This is a genomic window from Aeromicrobium sp. P2_G6 (genome assembly GCF_056403535.1).
Genome location: NZ_JBFUFH010000007.1, coordinates 141,043 through 155,889, shown reverse-complemented (window position 1 = coordinate 155,889; position 14,847 = coordinate 141,043). Strand labels below are relative to the sequence as shown.

The 14,847-nt window shown below is 68.1% G+C and carries 13 protein-coding genes; 3 read left to right on the top strand and 10 right to left on the bottom strand.

Annotated features, from left to right (window positions below; all coding sequences use genetic code 11):
* Positions 1–2 precede the first annotated feature (2 nt).
* From zwf to pgl, 3 genes are read left to right on the top strand one after another with little or no spacing between them, the layout of a single operon-like run.
* On the top strand, positions 3–1,520 hold the full coding sequence (zwf, locus tag AC1DVU_RS20060) for a glucose-6-phosphate dehydrogenase (protein ID WP_476924319.1): 1,518 nt from the start codon (positions 3–5) through the stop codon (positions 1,518–1,520).
* Positions 1,520–2,425 carry a glucose-6-phosphate dehydrogenase assembly protein OpcA gene (locus AC1DVU_RS20055; RefSeq protein WP_476924218.1) on the top strand — a complete coding sequence of 302 codons (906 nt, stop codon included), beginning with the start codon at positions 1,520–1,522 and terminating at the stop codon, positions 2,423–2,425. The genes zwf and AC1DVU_RS20055 overlap by 1 nt, the downstream gene beginning before the upstream one ends.
* Positions 2,422–3,123, top strand: coding sequence for a 6-phosphogluconolactonase (pgl, locus tag AC1DVU_RS20050; RefSeq protein WP_476924217.1), 702 nt, complete (start codon positions 2,422–2,424; stop codon positions 3,121–3,123). The genes AC1DVU_RS20055 and pgl overlap by 4 nt, the downstream gene beginning before the upstream one ends.
* A 65-nt stretch (positions 3,124–3,188) precedes the next feature.
* On the opposite strand, the gene AC1DVU_RS20045 is transcribed toward pgl, so the two are convergent.
* The 10 genes from AC1DVU_RS20045 to uvrA all read right to left on the bottom strand — a co-directional run bounded on the left by AC1DVU_RS20045 (position 3,189) and on the right by uvrA (position 14,585).
* Entirely contained in the window at positions 3,189–3,542 is a 354-nt protein-coding gene (locus AC1DVU_RS20045) for an RNA polymerase-binding protein RbpA (RefSeq protein ID WP_159540539.1), read from the bottom strand.
* Entirely contained in the window at positions 3,542–3,778 is a 237-nt protein-coding gene (gene secG / locus AC1DVU_RS20040) for a preprotein translocase subunit SecG (RefSeq protein ID WP_082582024.1), read from the bottom strand. The genes AC1DVU_RS20045 and secG overlap by 1 nt, the downstream gene beginning before the upstream one ends.
* Before the next feature lie 19 nt (positions 3,779–3,797).
* Positions 3,798–4,598, bottom strand: coding sequence for a triose-phosphate isomerase (gene tpiA, locus AC1DVU_RS20035; RefSeq protein WP_476924216.1), 801 nt, complete (start codon positions 4,596–4,598; stop codon positions 3,798–3,800).
* The gene (locus tag AC1DVU_RS20030) at positions 4,595–5,794 is read right to left on the bottom strand and encodes a phosphoglycerate kinase (RefSeq protein WP_476924215.1); all 1,200 of its coding nucleotides are present in this window, start codon (positions 5,792–5,794) and stop codon (positions 4,595–4,597) included. The genes tpiA and AC1DVU_RS20030 overlap by 4 nt, the downstream gene beginning before the upstream one ends.
* Positions 5,795–5,797: 3 nt before the next feature.
* Positions 5,798–6,802 (bottom strand): type I glyceraldehyde-3-phosphate dehydrogenase, encoded by a 1,005-nt coding sequence (gap, locus tag AC1DVU_RS20025; RefSeq protein WP_476924214.1) that lies wholly within the window; start codon positions 6,800–6,802, stop codon positions 5,798–5,800.
* Between the two features lie 96 nt (positions 6,803–6,898).
* A complete protein-coding gene (whiA, locus tag AC1DVU_RS20020) occupies positions 6,899–7,882 on the bottom strand; it encodes a DNA-binding protein WhiA (RefSeq protein WP_476924213.1) in 984 nt (327 codons plus the stop codon).
* Positions 7,883–7,933: 51 nt separating this feature from the next.
* Complete coding sequence (locus AC1DVU_RS20015) at positions 7,934–8,911, bottom strand: gluconeogenesis factor YvcK family protein (protein WP_476924212.1); 978 nt, start codon at positions 8,909–8,911, stop codon at positions 7,934–7,936.
* Positions 8,908–9,771, bottom strand: a complete 864-nt coding sequence (gene rapZ, locus AC1DVU_RS20010) for an RNase adapter RapZ (RefSeq protein WP_476924211.1) — start codon at positions 9,769–9,771, stop codon at positions 8,908–8,910. The genes AC1DVU_RS20015 and rapZ overlap by 4 nt, the downstream gene beginning before the upstream one ends.
* Entirely contained in the window at positions 9,768–11,711 is a 1,944-nt protein-coding gene (uvrC, locus tag AC1DVU_RS20005) for an excinuclease ABC subunit UvrC (RefSeq protein ID WP_476924210.1), read from the bottom strand. Before uvrC ends, rapZ begins: the two co-directional genes overlap by 4 nt.
* A gap of 9 nt (positions 11,712–11,720) precedes the next feature.
* The gene (uvrA, locus tag AC1DVU_RS20000) at positions 11,721–14,585 is read right to left on the bottom strand and encodes an excinuclease ABC subunit UvrA (RefSeq protein ID WP_476924209.1); all 2,865 of its coding nucleotides are present in this window, start codon (positions 14,583–14,585) and stop codon (positions 11,721–11,723) included.
* Between the last annotated feature and the right edge of the window lie 262 nt (positions 14,586–14,847).

Here is a 14,847-nt window from a genome sequence, read left to right as displayed (position 1 = left end):
GTCTGATTGACAACCCGCTGAGAGATCCCAAGGATCGCCGGCTCCCCCGCATCGCCGGGCCCTGCAGCCTCATCCTGTTCGGCGTGACGGGCGATCTGGCCAAGAAGAAGCTCGTCCCGGCGATCTACGACCTCGCCAACCGGGGCCTCCTGCCACCGGGGTTCGCGCTTGTCGGCTTCGCGCGCCACGACTTCGGCACCTCGAAGTTCGCCAACATGATCAAGCAGGCAGCCAAGGACGGTGCGCGTACGCCGTGGAGCGAGACGGTCTGGAACCAGCTCGCTGCCGGCATCCGGTTCGTCCCGGGTGAGTTCGACGACGACGACGCCTGGGAACGGCTCGGCAAGACCATGGCCGAGCTCGACGAGCAGCAGGGCACCGGTGGCAACCATGCGTTCTACCTGTCGATCCCGCCAGGGCTGTTCCCCGTCGTGGTCTCGCAGATCAAGAAACACGGCCTCGCCGAGTCGTCCGAGGGCTGGCGACGCGTCGTCATCGAGAAGCCGTTCGGCCACGACCTCAAGTCGGCCGAGGAGCTCAACCGCATCGTCGGCGAGGTGTTCCCCCGTCGCTCGGTGTTCCGCATCGACCACTACCTCGGCAAGGAGACGGTCCAGAACATCCTGGCGTTCCGCTTCGCCAACGGCATGTTCGAGCCGATCTGGAACAACCACTACGTCGACCACGTGCAGATCACGATGGCCGAGGACATCGGCATCGGCTCGCGCGCCGGTTACTACGACGGCATCGGTGCCGCCCGCGACGTGATCCAGAACCACCTGCTGCAGCTCATGGCGCTCATCGCGATGGAGGAGCCGGTCTCGTTCAACGCCTCGTCGTTGCGCATCGAGAAGCAGAAGATCCTCGCCAACGCACGTCCCCCGGCTCGGATGGACCTGCACACGGCCCGCGCCCAGTACGTCGGCGGCTGGGCCGGCGGCGAGCAGGTGCTGGGCTACAAGGAGGAAGACGGCATTCCTCAGTCGTCGATGACCGAGACCTACGCAGCGATGCGCATCGACGTCCTCACCCGGCGCTGGGCCGGCACCCCGTTCTACCTGCGCGCCGGCAAGCGCCTCGGGCGACGCGTCACCGAGGTCGCCGTGGTGTTCAAGCGGGCTCCGCACCAGCCTTTCAACAAGAACGACGTCGAGGAGCTCGGCCAGAACGCGCTCGTCATGCGCATCCAGCCCGATGAGGGCGTGACGCTGCGGTTCGGCGCCAAGGTGCCCGGCACAACGATGGAGATCCGCGACGTCAACATGGACTTCGCCTACGGCGGCGCGTTCGTCGAGAGCAGCCCAGAGGCGTACGAACGACTGATCCTCGACGTCCTGCTGGGCGACCCGCCGCTGTTCCCGCAGCACGAGGAGGTCGAGCTGTCGTGGAAGATCCTCGACCCCGTCATCGAGCACTGGGACCGGCAGAAGACCATCGACACCTACCCGTCCGGCACCTGGGGCCCTGAGTCGGCCGACAAGATGCTCGCACGTGACGGCCGCACCTGGAGGCGTCCTTAGTGGAAATCGCACTTGAGAAGACCAACTCGTCGCGCATCGCCCGCGCGATGGTCAAGGCGCGCGTCGCCGCCGGCAGCCCCGCGATGGACATGGTGCTCACCCTGCTCGTCGTCACGGACGACGAGAACGTCAGCGAGGCGCTCAAGACCGCGACCACGCTGTCCCGCGAGCACCCCTCGCGCGTGATCGGCGTGATCCTCGGTGATGGCCGTGGCGCCGCCGAGCTCAACGCCAAGGTGCGGGTGGGTGAGAACTCGTCCGGCGAGTCGATCCTGCTGCGCATCTCCGGCGAGCTCACCAAGCACGCAGAGTCGGTCGTGCTGCCGCTGCTGCTGCCCGACTCCCCCGTCGTCGTGTGGTGGCCCGGCAGGCCGCCGGCGGACCCGTCGCAGGACGCGATCGGCCGGCTGGCTCGTCGCCGTCTGACCGATGCCGAGGCGACCGACTCGCCGATCAGGTCGCTCAAGAACGTGGCACGTCACTACGTGCCCGGCGACACGGACCTGTCGTGGACCCGGCTGACGCCGTGGCGTGCACTGCTGGCCGCGGCGTTGGACCAGTCCGACGGCAAGGTGACCGGAGGAACGGTCATCGCCGGCAGCGGCAACCCCGCGGCTACCCTGCTGGTCGCGTGGCTCGAGAGCCGACTCAAGGTCGACATCAAGACACGCAAGAGCGACACCGGGGCGCAGATCATGTCGGTCGTCCTCCACACGCCGGACGGCGACGTCCTGATCGAGCGGATCACCGATCACTCGTGCCACTTCAGCGTGCCCGGTTCGTCCCCGCGCGAGGTGCCGCTCGGCCCCCGCTCGCTCGCCGAGCTGCTGGCCGAGGACCTGCGCCGCCTCGACGCCGACGACGTCTACGAGGCGACGATCAAGCACATGCTGGCGTCGGCATGACGCTCAGCGAAGAGGTCTACCCGGACGCTCCGGCGCTCGCTGCTGCGATCGCCGACCGGCTCACCGGTCGCATCGCGCTGATCCAGGCCGAGGGTCGCCGACCCAGCGTCGTCCTGACCGGCGGCACGATCGCGATCGACGCCTACAAGCTGATCGAGAGCGAGCTCGTCGACTGGACGCAGGTCGACTTCTACTGGGGTGACGAGCGCTTCGTCCCCGAGGGTCACGCCGACCGCAACGACCAGCAGGCGCGAGACGCGTTCCTCGACCGTCTGGGCGTGCCCGCGTCGAGCATCCACTCGATGCCGGCCCACGGGTGCGACCTCAGCACCGCGGAGGCGGCTGATCAGTACGCTGCTGCGCTGCCCTCCGAGCCGTTCGACGTCACCCTCCTGGGCGTCGGCCCCGACGGGCACGTCGCCTCGCTGTTCCCAGGCTTCGACCAGGTTCACGAGTCGGAGCGGCGAGCGGTCGAGGTGTTCGACTCCCCCAAGCCGCCGCCCGTACGCATCTCGCTGACGTTTCCCGCGCTCAACAACTCCGACGCGGTGTGGTTCATCGTCGCCGGCGAGGGCAAGGCCGACGCTGTCGCCCGCGCCCTGGGCGATGGCACGCTCGACGACACCCCGGCTCGTGGAGCCCAGGGGCGTACCGAGACTGCGTGGCTCCTCGACGAAGCCGCCGCCTCCAAGCTCTGACCCGGGTGGTTGAGGTGCGGAGCTACGGCCGCTGGCGGCCTTCGCACCTCAACCAGCAACAAGGCTCAGAAGATGACTTCGCCGGTCTTGCGCTTGGTGCGCAGGAGGTCGATGGCTTCCTTGAGGATCTCGTCGGCCTCGGTCTCGGAGCGACGCTCCTTCACGTAGGCGAGGTGCGTCTTGTAGGGCTCGATCTTCTTGGCGGTCGGCCGGTTCTCGGCGTCGACGCTCGACGGCATTCCGCAGCGCGGGCAGTCCCAGGACTCCGGGACCTCGGCCTCGATCGCGAACTGCAGCTCCGTCGTGTGGTTGTTGATGCAGAAGAACGTCACGAACTGCCGCGGTGCGGCCTCGCCACGCTCTGCCTCGCCCATGGGGCCTGAGCCGATACGGCTGCCCCGGATAGCACCTGCTGCCACTAGTTGCTCACCTTCAGTAGCAGGCCGAGTGCGAAGATGCACACGACCCAGACGACTGCGATACCGACCGTGATGCGGTCGAGGTTGCGTTCGGCGACCGAGGAGCCGCCGAGCGAGCTGGAGACGCCGCCACCGAACATGTCGGAGAGGCCGCCCCCGCGTCCCTTGTGCATGAGAACCAGGACGATCATCAGCACACTGCTGATCGCCAGGATTACGGAGAACGTCAGAATCACGAGTTTGGGGCCTTCGTTGTCAGGCGCCGGACAGGTCCGGCATGGCGTAGAACCGAGCGATTCCGGCGAACTCCTCCGCTTGGAGGCTTGCTCCGCCAACGAGGGCTCCGTCGACATCCGACTTCGCCATGATGGCGGCGATGTTCGCCGCTTTCACTGATCCGCCGTAAAGGATACGCAATGCCGCCGCGACTTCCGGCGACCAGGTCTCCTCGACACGCGAACGGATCGCTGCGCAGACCTCCTGCGCGTCCTCAGGAGTCGCCACCTCGCCCGTGCCGATGGCCCAGACGGGCTCATAGGCGATGACGACGGAGGCCATCTGCTCGGCGGTGAAACCGGCGAGCGAGCCGTCGACCTGCGCCAGCGTGTAGGCCACGTGGTCGCCGGCCTGGCGGATCTCGAGGCCTTCGCCGACGCACACGATCGGGCTCATGCCCGCTGCGAGCGTCTTGGCTGCCTTGATGTTGACGAGCTGGTCGCTCTCGGCGTGGTACTCACGTCGCTCCGAGTGGCCGACGACGACGTAGGAGCAGCCGAGCTTGGCCAGCATCGACGCGGCGATCTCGCCGGTGTAGGCGCCACCGTCGTGCTCGGAGACGTCCTGCGCGCCGTAGCCGATCGCCAGGTGGTCACCGTCGACGAGCGTCTGCACGCTGCGGATGTCGGTGAACGGCGGGACCACGACGACCTCGGACTTGTCGAAGTCGTGCTTCTTGTCCTGCAGCGTCCAGGCGAGCTTCTGGACCAGCACCACGGCTTCCTGGTGGTTGAGGTTGGACTTCCAGTTGCCGGCCATCAGTGGCTTGCGGTCGGTCATGCATCGTCCCCTTCGAGGATGGCGAGTCCGGGCAGCGTTTTGCCCTCGAGGTATTCGAGGCTCGCGCCTCCCCCGGTGGAGATGTGTCCGAAGTCGCTGTCAGCGAAGCCGAGCTGGCGTACGGCCGCGGCCGAGTCACCACCACCGACGACGGACAAGCCGTCGATCTCGGTGAGCGCCTGCGCGACCGCCTTGGTGCCGGCAGCGAATGCCGCCATCTCGAACACGCCCATGGGGCCGTTCCAGAACACCGTCTTGGAGCCGCGGATGATCTCGGCGAACGCCGCCGAGGAGTCCGGACCGATGTCGAGCCCGAGCTGGTCGTCCGGGATCGCGTCGGCAGCGACGATCGTGGCGGGCGCGTCAGCGGCGAACTCCGGTGCCACGACGATGTCCGTCGGGAGCACCAGGCGTACGCCCTGCTTGGCGGCCTGCTCGATATAGCCACGCGCGATGTCGAGCTGGTCCTCCTCGAGGAGCGACTTGCCGACCTCGTGGCCCTGCGCCTTGAGGAACGTGAAGACCATCCCGCCGCCGATCAGCAGGTTGTCGGCCTTGTCGAGCAGGTTGTCGATGACGCCCAGCTTGTCCGAGACCTTCGACCCGCCGAGCACGACCGTGTAGGGACGCTCGGGGCTCTCGGTCAGGCGCTTGAGCACGTCGACCTCGGCCTCGACCAGCTCACCAACGGCGGACGGCAGCTCACGGGCGATGTCGTAGACGCTCGCCTGCTTGCGGTGCACGACTCCGAAGCCGTCGGAGACGAAGACGTCAGCGAGGTCGGCGAGCTTGCCGGCGAACTCCCGGCGCTCGTCCTTGTCCTTGCTGGTCTCCTCGTCGTTGAACCGCACGTTCTGCAGCACCGCGACCTGGCCGTCCTGGAGCGCCGAGGCGATGCGGTGGGCCTCGGGGCCGACCGTGTCGTTGGCGAACAGGACCGGGGCGCCGAGCAGCTCTGCGAGCCGCTCGGCGACCGGCGCCAAGGAGTACTTCGGGTTGGCGACACCGTCGGGGCGACCCAGGTGGGCCGTCACGAGGACGCGGGCACCTGCGTCGGCAAGACGCTTGATCGTCGGCACGCTCGCGCGTACGCGACCGTCGTCGGTGATCGTCGTGCCATCGAGAGGCACGTTGAGGTCACTGCGGACGAGAACGCGCTTGCCGCGCAGGTCTCCCAGGTCCGAAACCGTCTTCACAGCTTAGAGCGACGATCCGACGTGCACGACGAGGTCGGCGAGGCGGTTGGAGTAGCCCCACTCGTTGTCGTACCAGCCGACGACCTTGACCTGGTCACCGATGACCTTGGTGAGGCCCGAGTCGAAGATGCACGACGACGGGTCCGTGACGATGTCCGCCGAGACGATCTCGTCCTCGGTGTACGTCAGGTAGCCCTTGAGCGAGCTCTCCGCTGCATCCTTGATGATCTGGTTGACCTCTTCGACCGTGGTCTCGCGCGAAGCGGTGAACGTCAGGTCGGTCGCCGAGCCGGTCGGGACGGGCACGCGGAGCGCGTAGCCGTCGAGCTTGCCCTTGAGCTCCGGCAGCACGAGGCTGACGGCCTTGGCGGCGCCGGTCGACGTCGGGATGATGCTCAGGTTGGCGGCGCGGGCGCGACGCAGATCCGAGTGCGGCGCGTCCTGCAGGTTCTGGTCCTGCGTGTACGCGTGGATCGTCGTCATCAGGCCGCGCTCGATGCCGAGGGCGTCGTTGAGGGCCTTGGCCATCGGCGCGAGGCAGTTGGTCGTGCACGACGCGTTGGAGATGATCGTGTGCGCGGCCGGGTCGTAGCTGTCGTGGTTGACACCCATGACGACGGTGACGTCCTCGTTCTTCGCCGGAGCGGAGATGATGACCTTCTTGGCGCCGCCGTCGATGTGGGCCTTGGCCTTGGTCGCGTCGGTGAAGAAGCCGGTCGACTCGATGACGATGTCGGCGCCGACAGCGGCCCAGTCGAGCTTGGCCGGGTCGCGCTCGGCGAACGCGGCGAACGTGTGGTCGCCAACGGTGAGGGACGTGTCGTCGTAGCTGACGTCAGCGTCGAGACGGCCGAGGATCGAGTCGTACTTGAGGAGGTGGGCGAGCGTCTTGTTGTCCGTCAGGTCGTTGACGGCGACGATCTCGATGTCTGCGCCGGCGGCACGAGCCGCGCGGAAGAAGTTACGGCCGATACGGCCAAATCCATTGATGCCTACGCGTACGGTCACGGGGAACGTGTCTCCTGCGGGTCGATGTGGGTGACACCCCTAACCCTACCGAGTTGCCTTCACTACCGGCGAGTCACCTCAGCCCGGTGAGATGGTTCAGCCCTCGGCGAGTCGCTCGTCGCCCAGGGTGGACTCGGTGTCTGGAACGCCGAGCTCCTCGGCCCGCTTGTCGGCCATCGCGAGCAACCGGCGGATGCGTCCGGCGATCGCGTCCTTCGTGAGCGCCGGCTCGTGCAGCTGCCCGAGCTCCTCGAGGCTGGCCTGGCGGTGCTCCACGCGGAGCGTGCCGGCCATCTTGAGGTGATCGGGGACCTCTTCGCCGAGGATCTCCAGGGCTCGCTGCGCGCGCGCACCGGCGGCAACCGCGGCCCGTGCCGAGCGCCGCAGGTTGGCGTCGTCGAAGTTGGCCAGCCGGTTGGCGGTCGCCCGCACCTCGCGGCGCATGCGGCGCTCCTCCCAGGCCAGCAGGGACTCGTGAGCACCGAGACGCGTCAGCAGCGCACCGATCGCCTCGCCGTCACGGATGACGACGCGGTCGACACCACGGACCTCGCGGGCCTTGGCGCTGATGCCGAGGCGGCGAGCGGCGCCGACCAGAGCGAGCGCGGCTTCGGGACCGGGGCAGCTGACCTCGAGGGCTGAGGAGCGCCCAGGCTCGGTCAGCGAGCCGTGCGCGAGGAAGGATCCGCGCCACGCGGCGACGGCGTCACACGACGAGCCGGAGACGACCTGCGGAGGCAGCCCACGAATCGGGCGGCCACTGCCGTCGATGAGCCCAGTCTGCCGAGCGAGGGCCTCGCCGTCCTTGGAGACGCGGACGACGTAGTGGGTGTCCTTGCGGATGCCGGCGTTCTGCATCACGAGGATCTCGCTGTCGTGCCCGTAGATCTCGGCGATGTCCTTGCGGAGGCGGCGAGCCGCTGCTCCGGTGTCGAGCTCGGCCTCGACGACGATGCGCCCGGAGACGATGTGCAAGCCGCCGGCGAAGCGCAGGATCGACGACACCTCGGCCTTGCGGCAGCACGACTTCGTGATCGTGGTGTTGGCAAGCTCTGCCTTCACCTGAGCCGTCATTGCCATGCGGCCGAACCCCTGTCTGTCAATGTTCTGGTCTTTGAGAAGAGTGTCACTCTATGCCGTCCTCATGACCCGTCCGAACGCGGCTGCGAGCCGTCCTGGGTCGTGCTGATCCGATCCCGGGCTGGCTGCCACGTCCGCGACGTACAACCGCGCACCGAGCGCCCGTGCCGTCGACTCCAGCGTGCCACGCGTGTCAACGAGGCTGGTGTCGGCGATGACAGCATCCAACCCGAGTTCGGGCGCGTGTGCTGCCAAAACCTCAAGATGGTCTGTCGGCGTGAGTCCTTCGGTCTCGCCCTCCTGCTCATGCAGGTTGAGCACCAGGATGCGCTTGGCCTTGGTCTGGGTGAGGGCGTCGCGCAGGCCCGGAACGAGCAACGTCGGCATGACGCTGGTGAACCACGAGCCCGGTCCGACCACGACCCAGTCCGCCGCGTCGACCGCCGCCACGGCTTCAGGGCAGGCGGGCGGGTCGCTCGGGTCGAGCCGGACGCTGACGACCTGCCCGTCAGTCGACGACACCTCGACCTGACCGCGTACGAGGGTCAGCCGGTCGGGGGCCGAGCGCAGGTGCACGTCCGCCTCGATGTCGAGCGGCACCGCAGCCATCGGCAGGACGCGGCCCTGGGCGCCGAGCAGCTCGCCGACCAGGTCGAGTCCGACCACGTGGTCGCCGACCTGGTCCCAGATCGCGGCGATCAGGAGGTTGCCAACCGCGTGGTCCTTGAGCTCTCCCGTGCCTGAGAACCGGTGCTGCAGCACCGCGGCCCACGTGCGGCCCCAGTCGTCGTCGCCGCACAGCGCGGCCAAGGCCATCCGCAGGTCACCTGGCGGCAGTCCGCCCAGCTCGGCGCGGATGCGGCCCGAGGAGCCACCGTTGTCCGCGACCGTCACGACGCCCGTCAGATCGGTCGTCAGCCGTCGCAGCGCCGACAGGCTGGCGGCCAGGCCGTGCCCTCCCCCGAGCGACACGACCTTGAGGTCGCCATCCACGCGTCCGGCCAGATGCGCGGGGCGCGTCGCGGTCACTCGCGCCCCAGGTCGCGGTGCACGACGAGCGTACGGACGCCGTGGGCGCGCAGCCGCTCGGCGAACGCCTCGGACATCGCCACACTGCGGTGGCGGCCGCCGGTGCAGCCGATCGCGATCGTCAGGAAGTGCTTGTCCTCGCGCAGGTAGCCATCGGTCAGCAGGGCGACAAGCCCTTCGTACTGCTCGAGGAACTCCGCGGACCGGGGCTGCCGCAGCACGTAGTCGCGCACGGGATCGTCGAGCCCGCTCAACGGGCGCAGCTCGTCGACCCAGAACGGGTTGGGCAGGAAGCGCAGGTCGGCCACCATGTCGGCGTCGATCGGCAGGCCGTACTTGAAGCCGAACGACATGACCGAGGCGCGGAGCCCGCCGGAGTCGGGGTCCTCGAACGCCGCGCGGATGCGCTGGCCGAGCTGGTGCACGTTGAGGTTGGACGTGTCGACGACGATGTCGGCCCGACCACGGACCCGCCTCAGGAGCTCGCGCTCGCGCTCCAGGCCGTCCATCAGCCGGCCCTCGAGGCTCAGGGGGTGCGGGCGACGCGCAGCCTCCTGACGGCGTACGAGGACCTCGTCGGCGGCCTCGAGGTAGAGGATCTTGGTGTGGATGCCGTCGTCGCGCAGCTCCTCGAGCGCCTCGACCAGGCCACCGAAGAACTGGCGTGAGCGGGCGTCGACGACCACGGCGAGGCGGTCGATGTCCTTCGACTCCTGGATCGTCGCCACGGCCTGGGACAGCAGATCGGGCGGCAGGTTGTCGATGACGTAGTAGCCGAGCTTCTCGAGCACCTTGGCGGCCGAGCCTCGCCCTGCTCCGGTCATGCCGGTGACGAGCACGAACTGCGTCAAGGTCGTCAACTGTCCTCCAGGATCTCGCCGGTCGCGGTGTTGATGGCGGGCGACTGCTCGCCGATCGCAAGTGCCTCCACGATGGATTGTGCCGTAGCCGCGCCGATGCCGGGCACGGTTGCGATCTCTTCTGCTGTCGCGGCCCGCAGCTTCTTGACCGATCCGAACGTCTTGAGCAGCGCTTTGCGCCTCGCCGGCCCGAGACCCGCCACGGGATCGAGCACGCTCTCGATCATCGACTTGCTGCGCCGGCCGCGGTGGTGCGTGATCGCGAAGCGGTGCGCCTCGTCGCGCAGGCGCTGCAGCAGATAGAGGCCTTCACTCGTACGCGGGAGGATCACCGGGTCCTCATCGTCGGGCAGCCACACCTCTTCGAGACGCTTGGCGAGGCCCACGAGCGCGACATCCTTGATGCCGAGCTCCTGCATCGCCGCGTGGGCGGCAGCGACCTGCGGCGGACCACCGTCGACGACGACCAGCGCGGGTGTGTAGGCGAACTTGCGGGGCTTGCCGGTCTCGGGATCGATGCCCGGACCCTCTTCATCGTTGCCCTCGCGTGCTCGCAGCAGCTGACTGAACCGCCGGGTGATGACCTCGTGCATCGCCGCGACGTCACTCTGGCCTTCGTTGCGGATCGTGAACCGGCGATATTCGGACTTGCGGGGCAGACCGTCCTCGAACACGACCATCGAGGCCACGGTCTCGGTCGCGCCGAGGTTGGAGATGTCGTAGCACTCGATGCGGAGCGGGGCGGTCTCCAGATCCAGCGCCTCCTGGAGCTCCTCGAGAGCCTTGCTGCGGGCCGTCAGGTCGCCGGAGCGCTTGAGCTTGTGGCGCACCAGGGACTGTTTGGCGTTCTGCTCGACGGTCTCCATCAGGGCACGTTTGTCCCCTCGCTTGGGCACCCGGATGCGTACGGGACCCTCACGACGCTCGCTGAGCAGCTCCGCGACGGCGTCGACGTCGGCCGGGAGGGTCGGCACCAGCACCTCGCGCGGGATAGCCGACGGTGCGGCGTCCTCGTAGAGCGTCATGAGGGCGGCCTGCACGAGCTCGGGGAACGGCGCCTCGTCGGCCTTGTCGGCGACCCAGCCGCGCTGACCGCGGATGCGGCCGCCGCGGACGGAGAAGATCTGCACCGCGACCTCGAGCGGGTCATCGACGAATCCAAGCACGTCGGCGTCAGTGCCGTCGCCGAACACCACGGTCTGCTTCTCCAGCACCCGGTGAAGCGCGCCGAGGTCATCCCGCAGCTTGGCGGCGAGCTCGTACTCCTCGTTGTCCGAGGCCTCGCGCATCCTTTGCTCGATGCGTTTGGTGAACCCGGCCGTCTGCCCGCCCATGAACGCCAGGAAGTCGTTGACGATCTCGCGGTGCTCGTCGGCGCTGACCCGGCCGACACATGGCGCAGCACACTTGCCGATGTCGCCGAGCAGGCACGGCCGGCCGATGGCCTTGGACCGTCGGAACACGCCGGCAGAGCACGAACGCATCGGGAACACCCGCAGCAGCGTGTCGACGGTGTCGCGGATCGCCCACGCGTGGCCGTAGGGACCGAAGTAGCGGACCCCCTTGCGCTGTGCGCCGCGCATGACGGTGACGCGCGGGAACTCCTCGCTGACCGTGACGGCGAGCCACGGATAGGACTTGTCGTCGCGGTACTTGACGTTGAAGCGCGGGTCGAACTCCTTGATCCAGGAGTACTCCAGGGCCAGGGCCTCGACCTCGGTACTGAYGACAGTCCACTCGACCGAGCTCGCGGTCAGCACCATCTGCTGCGTGCGCTGGTGCAGGCCCGAGATGTCCTGGAAGTAGGAGCTCAGGCGTGGCCGGAGTGACTTGGCCTTGCCGACGTAGATGACCCTGCGCTCGGCGTCACGGAACCGGTAGACGCCCGGCTCGACCGGGATCTCGCCGGGTGCCGGTCGATAGCTTGCGGGATCTGCCACCAACCCAGCCTACGAGGTGACGAGCAGCGGCTTGAGGAACGTGCCCGTGTGGCTGTCGGGGCTGTTGGCGATGTCCTCGGGCGTGCCCTCGGCGATCAACAGTCCGCCACCGCTGCCACCCTCGGGTCCCATGTCGATGACCCAGTCGGCGGTCTTGATGACGTCGAGGTTGTGCTCGATGACGATGACCGAGTTGCCGGTGTCGACGATGCGCTGCAGGACGCCGAGCAGCTTGCGGATGTCTTCGAAGTGCAGGCCGGTCGTCGGCTCGTCGAGGACATAGACCGTGCGCCCCGTTGACCGCTTCTGGAGCTCGGCCGAGAGCTTGACGCGCTGGGCCTCGCCGCCGGACAGGGTCGGCGCGGACTGCCCGAGGCGTACGTAGCCCAGGCCGACGTCGACGAGCGTGCGCAGGTGGCGGGCGATCGCTGGGATGGCCTCGAAGAACTCGACGGCCTCCTCGATCGGCATCTCCAGCACTTCGGCGATCGTCTTGCCCTTGTAGTGGACCTCGAGGGTCTCGCGGTTGTAGCGCGCGCCATGGCAGACCTCGCACGCGACATAGACGTCGGGCAGGAAGTTCATCTCGATCTTGATCGTGCCGTCGCCGGAGCACGCCTCGCAGCGGCCGCCCTTGACGTTGAACGAGAACCGGCCCTGCTGGTAGCCGCGCATCTTGGCCTCGGGGGTCTGCGCGAACAGCTTGCGCACGTGGTCGAACACGCCGGTGTAGGTCGCCGGGTTGGAGCGGGGGGTGCGGCCGATCGGCGACTGGTCGACGTGGATGACCTTGTCGACCTCTTCGAGGCCGGTGATCGTGCGGTGCCGGCCGGGGATCGCCCGGGCGCCGTAGACCGTGCGGGCCAGCTGCGTGTAGAGGATGTCGTTGACGAGGGTCGACTTGCCCGAGCCGGACACTCCGGTGACCGCGACGAACATGCCGAGCGGGAACGACACGTCGATGTCGCGGAGGTTGTGCTCCTTGGCACCGTGCACCGTCAGCTCGCGCCCGGGGACTCGCTCGCGGCGGGACTCCGGCAGCGGGATCGACTTGCGGCCCGACAGGTATTGGCCGGTCAGCGAGTCCTTGCTGGCGAACAGCTCCTCGACCGGACCGGAGACGATGACCTGTCCCCCGTGCTCGCCGGCGCCCGGGCCGATGTCGACGGCCCAGTCGGCGGCGCGGATGGTGTCTTCGTCGTGCTCGACGACGATCAGCGTGTTGCCGAGGTCGCGCAGGCGCAGCAGGGTCTCGATCAGGCGGTGATTGTCGCGCTGGTGCAGGCCGATCGACGGCTCGTCGAGGACGTAGAGCACGCCCACCAGGCCGGCACCGATCTGCGTCGCCAGCCGGATGCGCTGGGCCTCGCCGCCGGACAACGAGCCGGCGGCCCGGTCGAGGGCGAGGTAGTCGAGCCCGACATCGAGCAGGAATCGCAGCCGCTCGTTGATCTCCTTGAGCACGCGCTCGCCGATCTGGCGTTCACGGTCACTCATCTCGAGCGTCTGGAGATATTCGGAGGCCTCGCTGATCGACAGCGCGCAGACCTCGGCGATGTTCTTGGGACCGAACTTCTCGGACTCGAGCGTCACGGCCAGGATCACCGGCTTGAGCCGGGTGCCGTTGCAGACCCGGCAGGGGACCTCGCGCATGAAGCCCTCGAGGCGCTCACGGTTGGTCTCGGAGTCGGTCTCCTCGTGGCGTCGCTCGAGGTAGGTGATCGCGCCCTCGAACTCGGTGTAGTAGGACCGCTCGCGGCCATATCGGTTCTTGTAGCGCACGTGAACCTTGGTGGGGTGCCCGCGCAGGATCGCCTCGCGTACGTCTTCGGGGAGGTCGCCCCACGGGGTGTCAGCACTGAAGCCCAGCTCGTCGGCGAGCGCGCCGATCAACCTCGAGAAGTAGTCGGCAACATGTGCCGACGACCACGGTGCGACGGCGCCTTCGTTGAGCGACTTGGCGTCGTCGGGGACGACCAGCTCGGGATCGACCTCCATGCGGGTGCCGAGGCCGTGGCACTCGGGGCAGGCGCCGAACGGGGCGTTGAACGAGAACGACCGTGGCTCGAGCTCGTCGACCTCGAGCGGGTGGTCGTTGGGGCACGCGAGCTTCTCGGAGAACCGGCGGGTGCGGTGCTCGTCGTCCTCGGGCAGGTCGACGTAGTCGATGATGACGAGACCGTCGGCGAGCCCCAGCGCGGTCTCGACCGACTCGGTCAGGCGCTGTTTCTGGCTGCCCTTGACCTGCAGGCGATCGACGACGACGTCGATCGTGTGCTTCTTCTGCTTCTCGAGCTTGGGCGGCTCGTCGGCGAGCATGTGCGTCTCGCCGTCGACGATCGTGCGGCTGAATCCCTGGGACTGCAGCTGGCGGAACAGCTCGCCGTACTCACCCTTGCGGCCGCGGATGATCGGCGCGAGCACCTGGAACCGGGTGCCCTCCTCGCCGGCCATGATGCGGTCGACGATCTGCTGCGGTGTCTGGCGGGCGATCGCCTCGCCGCACACCGGGCAGTGCGGTCGGCCGGCGCGGGCGTAGAGCAGGCGGAGGTAGTCGTAGACCTCGGTGATCGTGCCGACCGTCGACCGCGGGTTGCGGGAGGTCGACTTCTGGTCGATCGAGACGGCCGGCGACAGGCCTTCGATGAAGTCGACGTCGGGCTTGTCCATCTGGCCGAGGAACTGCCGGGCGTACGCCGACAGCGACTCGACGTAACGCCGCTGGCCCTCGGCGAAGATCGTGTCGAACGCCAACGACGACTTGCCGGATCCGGAGAGCCCGGTGAACACGATCAGGGAGTCTCGTGGAAGGTCGAGCGAGACGTCCTTGAGATTGTGCTCGCGTGCGCCGCGGATGACGAGGCGGTCGGTCACTGGCTCCCCTGAAATGATTGGTGGTTGCGGGCAGAATCCTGGCCCACACCATTGTATGGAGCGGGTCCGACAGAAACCCGCCGAGCGCCCGTACGCTCCCTCACACCGATCCCACCCGGAGCGGTGACTTGGTCGCCCTTCCCCTCCTAGGGCGGTGGCTGGGTCGCCCAACGAGAGGGCTGAAGGGCGACCAGCTCACCGCTCTGGCACGCCGATTCGGGTCAGGAGGGAATTCATCCCACACCATGGCATGGAACAGACC